Origin of the sequence: Vibrio sp. V19_P1S1T109 (assembly GCF_002241375.1) — a bacterium.
Taxonomy (GTDB): Bacteria; Pseudomonadota; Gammaproteobacteria; order Enterobacterales; family Vibrionaceae; genus Vibrio; species Vibrio anguillarum.
Window position 1 is genome coordinate 1 of record NZ_NDIM01000005.1, and the last position, 14,052, is coordinate 14,052.

Annotated in this window: 10 protein-coding genes; 5 read left to right on the top strand and 5 right to left on the bottom strand. The window is 44.9% G+C overall.

Annotated elements, in window-relative coordinates:
- Both B9J87_RS00275 and B9J87_RS00280 read right to left on the bottom strand, forming a co-directional pair.
- Entirely contained in the window at nt 1-3,102 is a 3,102-nt protein-coding gene (locus B9J87_RS00275; RefSeq protein ID WP_094149143.1) for an efflux RND transporter permease subunit, read from the bottom strand.
- Nucleotides 3,103-3,123: 21 nt separating this feature from the next.
- Nucleotides 3,124-4,302 carry an efflux RND transporter periplasmic adaptor subunit gene (locus tag B9J87_RS00280; protein WP_254918081.1) on the bottom strand — a complete coding sequence of 393 codons (1,179 nt, stop codon included), beginning with the start codon at nt 4,300-4,302 and terminating at the stop codon, nt 3,124-3,126.
- A 102-nt stretch (nt 4,303-4,404) separates the two neighbouring features.
- On the opposite strand from B9J87_RS00280, the gene B9J87_RS00285 reads away from it, so the two are divergent.
- From B9J87_RS00285 to B9J87_RS00295, 3 genes are all read left to right on the top strand, one after another.
- Complete coding sequence (locus B9J87_RS00285; RefSeq protein WP_094149145.1) at nt 4,405-5,181, top strand: response regulator; 777 nt, start codon at nt 4,405-4,407, stop codon at nt 5,179-5,181.
- Nucleotides 5,178-6,227, top strand: a complete 1,050-nt coding sequence (locus tag B9J87_RS00290) for an ATP-binding protein (RefSeq protein WP_094149146.1) — start codon at nt 5,178-5,180, stop codon at nt 6,225-6,227. Before B9J87_RS00285 ends, B9J87_RS00290 begins: the two co-directional genes overlap by 4 nt.
- A gap of 246 nt (nt 6,228-6,473) precedes the next feature.
- Nucleotides 6,474-7,547, top strand: coding sequence for a 3-deoxy-7-phosphoheptulonate synthase (locus tag B9J87_RS00295; protein ID WP_094149147.1), 1,074 nt, complete (start codon nt 6,474-6,476; stop codon nt 7,545-7,547).
- A 60-nt stretch (nt 7,548-7,607) separates the two neighbouring features.
- On the opposite strand, the gene B9J87_RS00300 is transcribed toward B9J87_RS00295, so the two are convergent.
- Entirely contained in the window at nt 7,608-8,384 is a 777-nt protein-coding gene (locus B9J87_RS00300; RefSeq protein WP_017048410.1) for a 2,3-dihydro-2,3-dihydroxybenzoate dehydrogenase, read from the bottom strand.
- A gap of 176 nt (nt 8,385-8,560) precedes the next feature.
- Between B9J87_RS00300 and B9J87_RS00305 the strand changes: the two genes are divergently transcribed.
- On the top strand, nt 8,561-9,748 hold the full coding sequence (locus tag B9J87_RS00305; RefSeq protein WP_013857268.1) for an isochorismate synthase: 1,188 nt from the start codon (nt 8,561-8,563) through the stop codon (nt 9,746-9,748).
- Between the two features lie 3 nt (nt 9,749-9,751).
- Entirely contained in the window at nt 9,752-11,383 is a 1,632-nt protein-coding gene (gene vabE / locus B9J87_RS00310) for a 2,3-dihydroxybenzoate-AMP ligase VabE (protein WP_094149148.1), read from the top strand.
- 111 nt (nt 11,384-11,494) lie between these two features.
- On the opposite strand, the gene B9J87_RS00315 is transcribed toward vabE, so the two are convergent.
- Both B9J87_RS00315 and vabS read right to left on the bottom strand, forming a co-directional pair.
- Entirely contained in the window at nt 11,495-12,418 is a 924-nt protein-coding gene (locus B9J87_RS00315) for an isochorismatase family protein (protein ID WP_176429448.1), read from the bottom strand.
- Nucleotides 12,419-12,665: 247 nt separating this feature from the next.
- Entirely contained in the window at nt 12,666-13,979 is a 1,314-nt protein-coding gene (gene vabS / locus B9J87_RS00320; RefSeq protein ID WP_094149150.1) for a vanchrobactin export MFS transporter VabS, read from the bottom strand.
- Nucleotides 13,980-14,052: the final 73 nt, after the last annotated feature.

Here is a 14,052-nt window from a genome sequence, read left to right on the forward strand (position 1 = left end):
TCATTTTTCATTTTTAAAATAACGCTCTTGAATACTCATCACGAACACGAAGAAAACAGGTACAAAGTAAATGGCAAGTAATGTAGCGCTAACCATTCCACCGAACACACCGGTTCCGATAGCTCGTTGAGTTTCGGCACTAGCACCTGAGGCTAGCATCAGTGGTACAACACCAAGACCAAATGCCAGAGAGGTCATCAAGATAGGTCTTAATCGCAACTTCGCCGCTTGAACGGCTGACTGAACCAATCCGTTGCCTTGCTCTCTTAACTGTTTGGCAAACTCTACAATTAGAATTGCGTTTTTCGCCGAAAGACCAATTACGGTGATCATGCCGACTTTGAAGAAAACGTCGTTTGGCATGTCACGAACCACAATAGCGAGTACCGCACCTAACAATCCCAAGGGCACGACCAACATCACCGATAAAGGAATAGCCCAACTCTCATAAAGTGCCGCAAGCACTAAGAAAACGACTAGCATCGACAGTGCCATTAACATCGGTGCTTGTTTCGCTGAGTGAAGCTCTTGTAATGCCTGCCCTGTCCATGCAATGGTAAAGCCTGACGGAAGTTGCTTAGCCATTTGTTCTATTTCAGCCATCGCATCTCCGCTGGCAACGCCCGCAGCTGCACTACCAGAAATTCGAACCGCAGGATAACCTTGGAAGCGAATAAACTGCGGAGCTGACTCAGACCAAATAGGCGTCACAATTTCTGATAGCGGAACCATTCCACCATTAATATTTCGCACATAGAGCTTGAGCACATCCTCAATCTGCATCCTTGATGAAGCATCTGCTTGCATAATGACTTGCTGCATTCTGCCTTCATTAGGAAAGTCGTTGATGTATAGTGATCCAATCGCCGTTGATAGCGTCTCACTAATACTCGTGAATGAAACACCTAACACCTCAGCTTTCTGGCGATCAATATCTAAATGAATACTTGTACCCGCAGGAAGCCCATCAGAATAGACATCGCTAAGTGATTTGCTATTTTTCGCCAACTCTAACATCTTCGTCTCAACGGCTTTTAATGCCTCGTATCCCTGATTTCCGCGATCTTGCAAGAAAAACGTAATATCAGAGCTCGTACCTAGCTCTTCAATAGAAGGAGGTAGCATGTGCATAACCGTGCCTTCTTTTACGTCAGCCATCGCCTCCTCAGCAAGTCTTAACTCATCCAGTGCTGTGGTATCGTCGCGTGATTCCCAATCTTTCAACGTGGTAAAACTCTGCGCGGTGTTAGTACCTGAACCGGAAAATCCAAAACCAATCACTGTCATTGTTGACTCAATTGCTGGACGGCTTAACGCATGCTGTTCAAATTTTTTCACAACATCCAACGTACGCACTGTGGTTGCGTCTGCTGGAAGCTGAATATTGGTAATAAAATATCCTTGGTCTTCTTCTGGCAAAAACGATGACGGCAGCTGCCTATACACTAGAACCAAAATCGCGCACAGAAACACAAAGCCAAGCATCATTCGTCCTTTGCGATTCACTAACACGTTGACCTGAGATTCATACCGATTGTTCATTCGGTTAAAGCCACGATTAAACCATTTCGCAAATCTTGTTTGCTCATGGTGATTAGCATTAACCGGCTTTAGCAACGTGGCACAAAGCGCCGGTGTTAGTGTTAGAGCCAAAAATGCTGAGAACAGAATTGATACTGCCATCGATAAGGTAAACTGCTTATAAATGGCGCCAACCGAATCACTGGCAAATGCCATCGGGATGAAAACTGCCGTTAACACAAGTGTGATGCCTATAATGGCGGCAGTAATCTCTTTCATCGCCTTAGATGTCGCTTCTTTCGGAGATAAGCCTTTTTCCGACATCAATCGTTCCACGTTTTCGACAACGACAATCGCATCATCGACGATAATACCGATCGCCAGAACCATACCAAACATCGTTAACACGTTGATTGAAAAGCCAGTTAACAACATGACGGTGAACGTCCCCAACAAGGCTATCGGTGCAACAATAGCGGGGATCAAGGTGTAACGAATATTCTGTAAAAACAGAAACATAACAAAAAACACCAGCACCATAGCTTCAACTAAGGTATGAATAACCTTATTGATCGAAACTTTAACGAAAGGTGCTGTATTAAATGGAATTGAATAGGTCATCCCAGAAGGTAGACTTTGACTCAACTCCGCCAAACGCTTTTGTACCGCATCTGCAGTTTTAACGGCATTCGCTCCCGGAGTAAGCTGAATAGCCGCAGCCGTCGCTGTTTTACCATTTTCACGATTCAAATAACCATAGGATTGAGAACCGATTTCAACACGCGCAACGTCACTTAGGACGACTTTCGAGCCATTGTTGTTTGCACGAAGAATGATATTAGAGAATTCTTCAACGCTGGTTAACTGGCCTTGAACGGTTAATGGAACCGTTACTCGTTGCCCTAAAACCGTCGGTGCAGCACCGATACTTCCGGGTGCGATTTGTGTATTTTGCGAAGTGATAGCCTGACTAACATCATTCATTGTTAAACCCAATGAATTGAGCTTACTCGGGTCAACCCAGATCCTCATTGCCTTCTCAGCACCAAATGACTGAACACGCCCTACACCTTCAATACGGCGCAATTCATCTACGATGTTGCGAGCCAAATAGTCGTTCAATGCGATTTCATCAAAGCGGTTATCATCAGATTTCAACCCGACAATCATCAAAAAGTTGGATGTAGCAGATTCTACGGACAAGCCGCTTTGACGCACCACCTGCGGTAAACGAGATTCAACCGCTTTCAGTTGGTTTTGAACGTCAACTTGCGCCATATCAGAGTCTGTTCCCGGCTTAAATGTAACCGTAATAGACGCAGAACCGGAGTTGTCAGCAGACGACTCGAAATACATTAAGTTCTTAACGTTCGACAGCTCACCCTCAATAAGACTAAGCACACCATCATTCATTTCCTTCGGACTGGCTCCCGGATACGTCGCCATAATACTGACCGTTGGAGGCGCCACAGACGGGTAACGAGAAATAGGTAACTTCGGAATAGAAATACATCCAAACAAAATAATGAAAAGAGCAATAACCCAAGCAAATACGGGGCGATGAATAAAAAACTGAGACATAAAAAGCCACTCTAACCTTAATCAGTTTGTCGCAGATGTTAAAAGAACCTCAGGTTCTTCCCATTTGCGTTGGTCTACGAGAACGCCGCTCTCAAGCCTTTCCTTGCCCTCGACTACGATATTTTCTCCTTCATGAACGCCCGATTTCACGCGGTACTGACCATCAATCAATTCTCCGAGCTTTACAGGTTTTAAATGTGCATATCCTTCCTGATCAATACTCCAAAGATGAGGAGCACCTGCAAGATGCATAACCGCCTGTTGCGGAACCATTAACGCGTGGTTATAACTCGAATGAAGTACTTTGGTTTTTACGAACATCCCCGGTAATAAACAGCGTTGAGAGTTATCTACGAGCACGCGCAGCAAAACATCGCCAGTGCTTACGTCAATATTGATACCAGAAAACAGGATTTGGCCTTTGACTGGATAAGGGGTGCCGTTACTGCGTAAAATTTTAATTTTTGTTCCATCAACACCAGGTTCACCATCTGCATTTGCTGCTAAATCTTCACGAATAGCTTCTAATGAAGACGCAGGTCGACGAATATCAACAAAGACTTGATCGACCTGTTGGATACGCGCCATCGGTACTGCATCCGTACTGCTGACTAATGCACCCTCGGTCACCAAGGTTTGCTCTATCAGTCCAGATATCGGTGCGGTCACATTTGCAAACTTCAGATCAAGCATACGACGAGTGAGAGTCGCTTTAGCGACCGCAACATCAGCAACAGCTTGATCTCGGAGCAAAACCACATCGTCATAGTCTTGACGACTGATAGAATCTTTTTTTACCAAAGGTTTTAATCGTAACTCTTTTTCCAGAGCACGTTGATAAGTCACCTGCGCTCTCTGTAAGTTTGCTTTGGCAGTATCAACTTCCGCTTCAAATGGCGCAGGATCAATCTGGAATAACGACTGGCCAGCTTCCACTTCAGCGCCTTGTTTGAACAAGCGATGTTGTACTATCCCAACCACTTGTGGACGAATCTCTGCAACGCGCACGGCCAACACTCTTCCGGGAAGCGCTTCATAAACATCTAAACGTTGTGGTTGTATTGTTATCGTTGAAACTAAAGGCAAAGACTCTTTTAGTCCGACTTCACTTTCATCTTTATTGGATTGATTACAGCCAACTAAAAAGAAAAGTACCAATATATGTAAGCTACTAGATACACATATATTTATCTTTTTCACTGAGGTATCCTCTGAACAAATCAAAGCGGACTATCCGCTGTCGATAGTTGTTGAGTCTAATACCTGTGTGTGGAGGTCCCGCTGAGTGAATGTGGAGATTTGATGGAGATGAACAATTTGTACGTTGAAGGGCAGAAATTTGCTACAGATTCAGGCCCAGATTCAGGAACCGGGTCTTATCGTCAGGCGTTAATTCTGATCGCTGAGGATGAATTTGAAATTGTCGATATACTCTCCGCTTATCTAACGCGCAGCAATATGCGTACGATTCACGCTGCAGATGGTCAAAGAACACTAGAACTTCATTCATCCATGAAGCCAGATCTTATACTGCTTGATATCCAGATGCCTAAAATGGATGGATGGAAAGTGTTGTCGGAACTTCGTCAGAAAAGTAACACCCCTGTCATCATGCTTACCGCAATGGACCAAGATTTAGATAAATTGATGGCACTCAGAATCGGAGCTGATGATTACGTCGTTAAGCCGTTTAATCCGGCAGAAGTCGTCGCGAGAGTCCAAGCCGTTCTAAGACGCACCTTAGAAGTTAATCAACCTCACAACAAAAATATACTGCGAGCCGAACCGTTTGAAGTCGATTTAGAGAGTCACGAAATCGCTGTTCATGTGGATGGAGAACGTCATACTCTACTGCTAACCTTAACTGAGTTTAAATTGTTGACTCACTTCATTCGTTCACCCAAGCGAGTGTTTAGCCGAACAGAACTATTAAGTACGTGCCTACCTGAGGGTGACACGCTGGAACGAACGATCGACAGCCACATCAGCAAAATCCGCAAAAAACTTGAAGCCTACGGTATTCAAGGCGTTCCGGCTGGTGTTCGTGGTGTCGGTTACCGTTTTAAGGGCGACCAATGAAATTAAGTGGTTTGAGCCGTCAGATTGCATTCTCAATGATAAAAATCGCAATCGGTTCAGCATTACTTGCCACAATGGGCTCGTTTATTTTTTACTATCTTTGGGATAAATATTGGCCCAATTATATACCGAGTGAAGATGCTCTCACTCCTTCTTGGCCAGAATGGGTTTGGCTCGCACTAACCTGCGTTATTGTCATTCTGCTAGCCGTCAAACTTGCTACTAAGTTATCCCAACGCATTTTGGAACCGCTAAGTGCTGTTGCGCAAGGAATGCGAAAAATCGCTGAAGGCGACTTACATTTCCGCGCTAACGTTGGAGACCGTTCATTAGGTGAAGCCGCTTTATTAGTAGACGATTTCAACCTCTTAGCGGATAAACTTCAACGAATGACAGAAGAGCACGCCTTTTGGAATGCAGCGATCGCCCATGAACTCAGAACCCCGGTGACAATTTTACGGGGCCGATTACAAGGGTTAGCAGAAGGTGTCTTTACTCCAGATAAAAACCAGTTCACTAAACTATTAGTACAAATTGAAGGGTTATCTCGATTAATAGAAGATCTGCGTGTTATTAGCTTAATGAATAGTGATGAATTAAGAATAAATAGAAAAGAAACCAACTTAGCGACAGAAATAAAATTACTTACTGATTTGTCGGTAAATATGCTGAATGAAGCAAATCAACATGTAGAACTTAATGTAACCACACAATCTGTCTTTTGTGACCCAACCAGAATAAGACAAGCTTTGTTGGCTATACTGGAAAATGCGAGTAAATATGCTCTTCCGGGTGCAATAACTATCTCTACTCAGCTTAAAGATGGCTTTTGCCATTTAAGTGTGGAAGATTCTGGCCCGGGAGTTTCACCTGATTTAATTCCGCATATTTTTACAGCATTTCGCAGCGCTAAGGACACCCCAAAAAGCGGCAGCGGATTAGGATTGGCCGTTGTTGCTGCTATTGCCACAGCACATGAAGGAAGCGTTAGTTGTCGTATAAGCAATAAAGGCGGAACGATTATTGAACTCTGTTGGCCAACTTAATCAAAATCACGAGAACTATTAAATCCACCATAAGCCTAAGTATTCATTAATTTTTCACATCAAAGCGATTCAATAACAAAATGGAGAGACCGGTTCGCCACACATGAATCAATAACGTCGAAAGCCTATATACAGGGTGATCAGAACCATATTTACATATTGACAATTGTACAAATGTTTCACACTATCGGAATAATTAATGATAATAATTATCATTACGTCATAATGTTTATGCGGATAGTGCCCATGAAATCTCTATATAATGTGATGAACGTTTCATCAATCACCCCTTTACCCAATCTCTACCTTCTAGACCAATCATCAGAAACCGATAATCAACGATCAATGGCCGTTCACCAACACCGCCAAGACATTCAAAATATCTTGTCGGGTCGTGACTCAAGGATGTTGGTGATTATTGGGCCATGTTCAATCCACGACCCTGAGGCTGCAATTGACTATGCACAACGACTCGCAAAGGCACAAAAACAGTTCAGCAGCACTCTCAAGTTGGTGATGAGAACTTATTTTGAAAAACCGAGAACGCGGACTGGCTGGAAAGGATACATGGTTGACCCTGATCTCAACGGTCAATTTAACTTACTCAAAGGGCTCAGCTCTAGCCGTGAATTACTCAAGTCAGTCCTAGCGCTGGGTGTACCAACAGCAACTGAGTTTTTAGATACGCATATCGCACCGTATATCGCGGACCTTATTTGTTGGGGTGCGGTTGGCGCAAGAACCACTGAATCACAACCGCATCGCCAACTCGCTTCGGCATTGCACTGCCCTATTGGTTTTAAAAATGGTACTGACGGCAATACGACAATTGCAATCGATGCGATTCATGCCGCTAACGATTCACATCTGTTGATTATGGCGGGTGAGAATGGACAACCGGTTGCGGTGCAAACTCAAGGTAATCCATATTGCCATATCATTTTACGTGGTGGTGTCACGCCAAACTATGCAAGTCACAGTGTTAAAAGTGCGGCTTATCAATTACACCATAGCCAGCTCAGCAGCAGGCTGGTGATTGACTGCAGCCACGGTAATAGTGGGAAAATCGCTAAGAATCAATTGGATGTAATAAACAACATAGCCCAGCAACTGCTGTCTGGAGAGCGCCGCATTGCGGGGGTAATGTGCGAAAGCTTTTTGCAAGGCGGTAACCAAGCTTTGAATAAAGGTCCGCTCTGCTACGGCCAATCCATCACTGATGAGTGCTTAAGTTGGGAGGATACAATGTGCTTTTTAAATACGCTCGATGATGCGGTTGCAACACTTCAACAGCAGCAATATTGTCACGCTCCAGTGTAAACCGACCACTAAGGTGAAGCTCCCGTTTGCTTCACCTTGTCTATCGTCAGTGGCCTTCACCTAATTATCGAGCGTAGCGCCGCCATCCACTCTCAAATCATGCATGGTGATTTGACTTGCTGCATTCGACATCAAAAACATAACAACCCCAGCAATGTCTTCGGGCTCCGCCATTTTGCCAAGGGGTATCCCCAAACGGTACTGTTCAAGATTACCTTTTATCACTTCTCTTTCACCATATTCGCTGTTCCATAACTGCGTTTGCATTTCGGTGCGTGTTGAGCCTGGGCTAACGATATTGCATCGAATTCCATCGTTTGCAAGCTCAAGAGCTGCGCACTTGACCAACATATGCAAAGCCGATTTAGATGCCGCATATGCTCCAATATTGAGCCGAGGCGTATTCGCTGAATTAGAGCCAATCACAATAACATTGCCACGCTGGCGCGCTTTCATTCCTATCGCTACCCCTTGCAAAGCGGCTAAGGTGCCAAACGTATTGACATCAAACATCGCTTTGATCTCTGACATCGATAATTCGGTTATTGAACCAAGGTGCAATATGCCCGCGCAACTGATGAAATGAGCAAACTGATAGCGCTCATTCAGTTCTTGTACCCTTTTTTTGACGTCGTCATGATGCTGTAAATCAAGCTCATAGCAATGAAGCTGCTCGGTATAGCACGCGTTCAAACTCGCTAATTGCTGAGTTAATTGGTGGTGATTTCTATCCGTCGCTACAACTCGATAACCGCTCGCCAATAAAGATTCCAATACGGCATAACCAATCCCCTGTCCGGCTCCAGTCAATAAAACCGTTTCGTCTAATTTCATCATTTTCCTAACTTTACTCCGTTAAATCCACACTAAACCATAGCCATAACCGAATCTCAGCCTTAGTTAATAACATTAATTATCATTTGTTATTGATAATTATTATCATATATAATCTGCGTACTTTAGTGGTTTGTAAAATAATAAGCAATTAGGCGTAACACGTTATTAATGGAGTTTTGGTGATGAAACGTGAAGTTATTGGGTTTTCAAAAATGGCTAATCAGCTATTGGATGAGCACTTAAAAGAATCTCCCTTCTTTTTTGCTTCGCCTCACAACACCATGCTTGGCGTGGGAATTGCTCATCAGTTCAATCAAGCGATCCCATTCTGTAAGCTGGCGGATCAAGCAACCAAGATGCTAGAAGCAGCAAAAACAGATGAGTACGACAATCCTATTTTATTTGCGACGATTCCTTTTAATGAAGAGACGGCGACGCGTTTCTTTATTCCAGAAAAGCTTTATGTTTCTGGTAGCCCACGTGCCAGTGAAAAAGAAGGGCAGCAGAGCCACAAAGCGACCATTGTTTCACCGCCAACGGGCAACGACTACAAACAAGGAGTCACAACCTTACTTGAGCTGTTTAATACCACCGAACTATCAAAAGTGGTGCTATCACGTTTAGTGAAACTCTCGACTCCACAACACATCGATCAAACTCGTTTATTGCGTAATCTGTTGTCCATCAATCGCAATGGCTACACTTTTTCTACTGAAATAGGCCCTAACGCCAAGTTAATGGGAGCCAGTCCCGAGTTGTTGTTGGCGAAGAAAGGCGGGTTTATCGTTTCTAACCCCCTAGCAGGCTCGCGTCCTAAATCAAACAATGCGGTGCAAAACCAACAACGCTCCGCTTCATTACTTGATACGCAAAAAGATCTGAATGAACATGCCTTCGTCGTCGAGGAAGTCGAGAAAGTACTCAGCCGCTACTGCCATAACTTATTTACCCCTATGGTCCCATCAGTGATTGAAACCGAAACGATGCTGCATTTATCAACAGTGCTTGAAGGACAAGCCGATGATCCGATGATTAACTCGCTACGCATTGCAGCAGAGTTACACCCCACACCCGCAGTGTGTGGTTATCCAAGATTATCGGCTTACCAAGCGATTAAGCAGATCGAAACCTTCGACCGCGGCTACTTCACTGGCATGATCGGTTGGTGCGACGCTCGGGGGAATGGCGAGTGGGTTGTCACGATACGCTGCGCTGAAGTGAGCCAAAACGAGATGAGCGTGTTCGCTGGAGCTGGCATAGTGAATGAATCCTCACCGCAGAGTGAACTCGATGAAACAGGGGCAAAAATGAGCACCATTTTGAAAGCCGCTGGTATTGAAATTGATGAATTACTTACCGCCTAAGGAGTGGTCATGAATAATCTTAACCCGACCGATTTTACCCCTTGGCCTGAGCAATTCAGCCAGCGCTATCGTGAGCAAGGCTACTGGCAACAAAGAACCTTATTTGATTACTTCAGTGATTCCGTCAAAAAAAGCCCTGACGCCATCGCACTGATTGATGATTTCGGCCAGTACAGCTATCAAAATTTATATCAGAAAATGATCAGCCTTGCGGCTGGCTTGAGCTCCCTAGGTTTGCAGCGGGGTGATAATGTCGTACTACAAATGGCCAATCGTGCTGAATTCTATCTCTGCTTTTTTGCCTTGACCATGCGAGGCATTAAACCGGTTCTAGCTCTGCCAGCACACCGCTATCTAGAGCTGAGCTATTTTTGCCAACATACTCACGCCAAAGCCTATATTTTTTCAGACGATATCGTGGGCTTTGACGCGCAGCAAACCGCGCAGAAACTACGAAGTAGTTGCCCTTCTCTCTTGCATACCATTGTTTGCGGTCAATCCTCACACGAGCAAATTCAGGAATTAGATACGCTTTACCACTGCGTGGAAGAAGATCCTGTTACTGATTCGGTCTTTGCTGATCAAGTGGCTTTTTTCCAGCTTTCCGGCGGAACAACTGGCACTCCCAAATTGATCCCTCGTACGCACAATGACTACGCTTATAGCGTACTTGGTAGCATTCAAATTTGTCAGTTTGGTCCACAAACGAGGTATTTGTGTGTTCTTCCCGTTGCGCATAACTTTCCACTCAGCTCGCCCGGCGCATTGGGCGTCTTTTACGCTGGCGGTTGTGTCGTGCTCGCTTCCGATACCACACCGCACACCGCTTTCCGTTTAATTGAGAAGCACCACATTACTGTTGCAGCACTAGTGCCGCCGTTAGCGCTACTGTGGATGAAATACGCCGAGTCCGCTACAGAAAACATCGCGAGCCTCACTCTGGTACAAGTCGGCGGAGCGAAGTTTAGTGAGGCCGCAGCAATGCGCTTACCGACGACTCTTCACTGTCAATTACAGCAAGTGTTTGGAATGGCTGAAGGGTTGGTTAATTACACACGACTTGATGACCCACTCAGCGTGATTGTTACTACTCAAGGACGCCCAATTTCAACTGATGATGAAGTGATGATAATCAACGATGAGGGTGAGCCCGCTGCGGTGGGTGAGGAAGGCTTGCTCATGACCAGAGGCCCTTATACGATTCGAGGTTATTACCAAGCTCCAGAACATAACCAACGCTCATTCACCGACCAAGGCTTCTATATCACAGGTGACAGAGTGCGTAGGACGGCTGAGGGCAATATTATCGTCACGGGACGAGAGAAAGATCAGATCAATCGTGGTGGTGAAAAAATCGCAGCCGAAGAGGTTGAAAACCTGCTACTTCAACATCAGGATGTTCATGATGTGGCTTTGGTTGCTATTGCTGATGAGTTTCTTGGTGAACGCAGTTGCGCCATTGTCGTTCCAGATAACGGTAAAACGCTCAAACCCATTACTCTCAAACGATTTTTACACGCTCAAGGATTAGCAGAATTTAAGATCCCTGATCACATCCATTTCGTCGATGAATTACCCAAAACCCCCGTGGGCAAAGTCAACAAAAAATGGTTAAGAACGCAATACTCTCACTAATCATGGCAATACAGGCGCTCAAATAACTTAAAGATGAAAAAGCCGATATCGTCGATATCGGCTTTTACTAGGCGATGCGTTCTCTTTCCCTATTCTAGTGGTCCAGTATACTCAAACTGGTTGCTCTTCAGTGGAACGCGTGTCCGTTACTTGATGTGACGACTGAGCAACAACACTAGGCTCCATCACATGCCACCACTCTCTTAAGGTTGAATATTTAATCATCTCTGAAAAGGCGCACTCTATGCCCATCTTGCGCCATGATTCAAATAAGGTAACCGCGCGGATAGAATCTAAGCCAAGAAAAGTGAGCTTCTCATCTACATCCACTTCATCTAAATCGAGATCCAATAGCTCAGCCACTTGCTGACGCATCTGTTCAAGGCTCAATAAACCGGTTTCTTGACTGTGGATCATTTGTGGTTTTAATGCCTCAAGCGAAGTCACGCAACCAACATGCTCCGTGATGTATTTCAACGTATGATGATGATCTTCCAAAGAGAAATCAGCCACAGCATCACCGACCACAAAAGGCTGTATATCCAACATAAAAGCATCTAACGCCGTAGATAAGATACCTATATGTGCATAGACACCCACAATGATCAACTGGTCACGCTGTGTCTCTTTCATCCACTCCAACAGCGGCGTTTTCTTAAACGCGCTATAACGCCATTTGGTGTATTGGATATCCCCGTCTTCAGGTGAAAGCTCAGACACAATCTCAGTATCTTTTGTCAGCCCTGTTCCCCAAAAATCAGTCAGTAGCGCTCTCTCTACTGGGTCTTGGTTAGGGGGTTGAGCTGTGTACACCACGGGGATATTGGCCTGACGAGCCAGTGATTTCAGCTCTGAAATATTCGCTAATAACTCAGGAACGGGTGCCTGAGAATGATCAAAAAAGTTGATAAAGTACTTTTGCATATCGTGAATGAGCAGTACTGCTCTATCCGCTTGGACATGCCAGTGAACTTTATTTTTCGGAAATGTTTCAGCCAGCGGAATGGAGTAGCTGGCTATTTTGGGAATCGCCATAAATATAATCCTTGTTAAAAGAGGCTTTTCTCGTTCGTGATGCCTTAAAGCCAATAACGACTTCAGAAATAAGAGGCTCGTATTCGTCGACAATCGCCACCCAAATGGTAACAATTATCATTTCATTAATACTAAAGCAGTCTACGCATAAAAATCAATTGTTAATGAGATTAATTCTCAATTATATGCATAACGTACCGCTCTCGACTCACGGCAACACAACAAGAGCCCACCACAAAACGAATAGCTAATTCATCGTTTGCGCCGCAGGTTGGGAAGTGACCTCATCTGAGGAGACGTAAGGTTCTGAGCTTGTGTTAACGATAAGCGCTGGATCAAACAGAGTCGCTTGGCGTAATGAGCGAAATGCCATCACCATCAACGCACCAATTCCCGTTGCACCCAAACCAAAAGTGAGGATCGACATCGTTGGTGCTAGCACTTTACCCAACGCCCCTAAACCGAGTGCTCCAATCGAGTCTCCCGATACATCTTGCGCCGTCCATAGGCTACTTACGCGGCCTAGCAGGTGATCTGGAGTGTGTCCTTGTACGATCGAATATTGAATCAGAGAAGCGACCGAACCCAAATAACCATAGCCAACTAAGATGAGAGCAAACCACCAAAAATTATTCACAAGCCCCATAGCCACAATCGCTAAAAATGAGCCTAGCGTCGCGTAGATTAAGACCATTCCTGGCTTTTGCGACTGTTTTACCCAACCTGAAGTCAGTGCGCCACACATCGCCCCCAACGGAATGGCCGAATACATCACACCTGCGTTAGCGGCGGTGCCCTGAAATGAGACTAAAGCTAACGCAGGGAACATCACTCTAATCGCAGTTGCTAATGTTTCGAGTGTGCCAAACAGCACCACACAACCAACCACTTTGTTTGAAAATAGAAATTGAACACCTTCATACAGTGATTGAAATGGATTCTCTGGCGTATGATGTTGCGGTTTCATCGAAGGTAATCTAAACAGTGGGATCAGCGTACAAAGCGTTCCAACAGAAGCCGCAATATAGTTCCAACTGACATCACCGACAGTGATCAGTAAGCCGCCAATCGCTGGCGAAAGAACCATACCTAATCGAACCGTTAACATGCTCAATGCGGCAGCTTCAGGTAATTTTTGTCGCCCAACAATGGTCGGTAAAGCAGCCATCAAGGCCGTCATACCCATAGCGCCAAAAAAACCATCCCATACCGAGAGTATATAGAGAGCCGCTAAGGAGGATTGCGCGACTATGCTATTGAATGCTAATGCCGCAAACCCAATGCCACAGGTCGCGCGCGCAAACAAAATCAATCGACGGCGATCGTACTTATCGGCCAGTACGCCTCCAAGCAGCAGGCCAACAAACATCCCGATACCATCCAATGCCATGATAAGACCTACCTGCAAGGTCGAACCGGTCATTTGATGTATCTGTATCGGCACTGCGACCGTCATCATGCCAAGAGCAAGCACTGACATCATGCGGGCCATAAAGACCATTCGGAAATGTGGGTTGTCTTTTAGTAGGCTAAAATCTAAAAATATATTCTTTATATTCATACTATTATCTATTCAAACCAGAATGTAATGCTTTCAAAACATCGCGAAGATTAAGACGAAACCAGCCTTGATA